1 protein-coding gene is annotated in these 417 nt (G+C 45.6%); it reads right to left on the bottom strand.

What is annotated here, in order from left to right; translation table 11 throughout:
- Positions 1-73: 73 nt before the first annotated feature.
- Positions 74-417 (bottom strand): glycosyltransferase (locus BCY78_RS24370; protein WP_139103330.1); only part of this gene is annotated, 344 nt, incomplete at its 5' end.

Genomic DNA, 417 nt, shown 5'->3' with positions numbered 1-417 from the left:
CCAATATACAATGAAAGATGTTTTAAATAAGTCTCGTGAGCAGGTGGTTGAATAAGAGGATGTTTTTAGGACTTCATCTGTTCACGGGAAGGTGACTAAGAGCATTGTGATACGCTTGAAGCATCCCTTCCATCATGCGCTCGAAAGTCATTTCCTTATAAGCGTAATGCTCTGCATTGTCCTTTATTTCTTCGCGCAATTTCTCGGAATTGATTAGCTCAATACACGCATTAGCGAGAGCTGATGGATCAGCGGCGGGACATATCAATCCTGTACGGTTGTGTTCGATCATTTCCGGAAGCCCTCCGACATTGGTGGCCACAACATTGTTGCGCATCAGAAATGCCTGCGAGACTAACCGCGTTTGTGCCTCCGTTCCGATAGAGCATATCATGACGATGTCGGAAAGTGCCTGAT

Source organism: Pararhodobacter sp. CCB-MM2, from assembly GCF_001691415.1.
Classification (GTDB): Bacteria; Pseudomonadota; Alphaproteobacteria; order Rhodobacterales; family Rhodobacteraceae; genus Pararhodobacter.
Note: the sequence above shows the minus strand (reverse complement) of the source record. Positions and strands in the feature narration are given on the sequence as shown.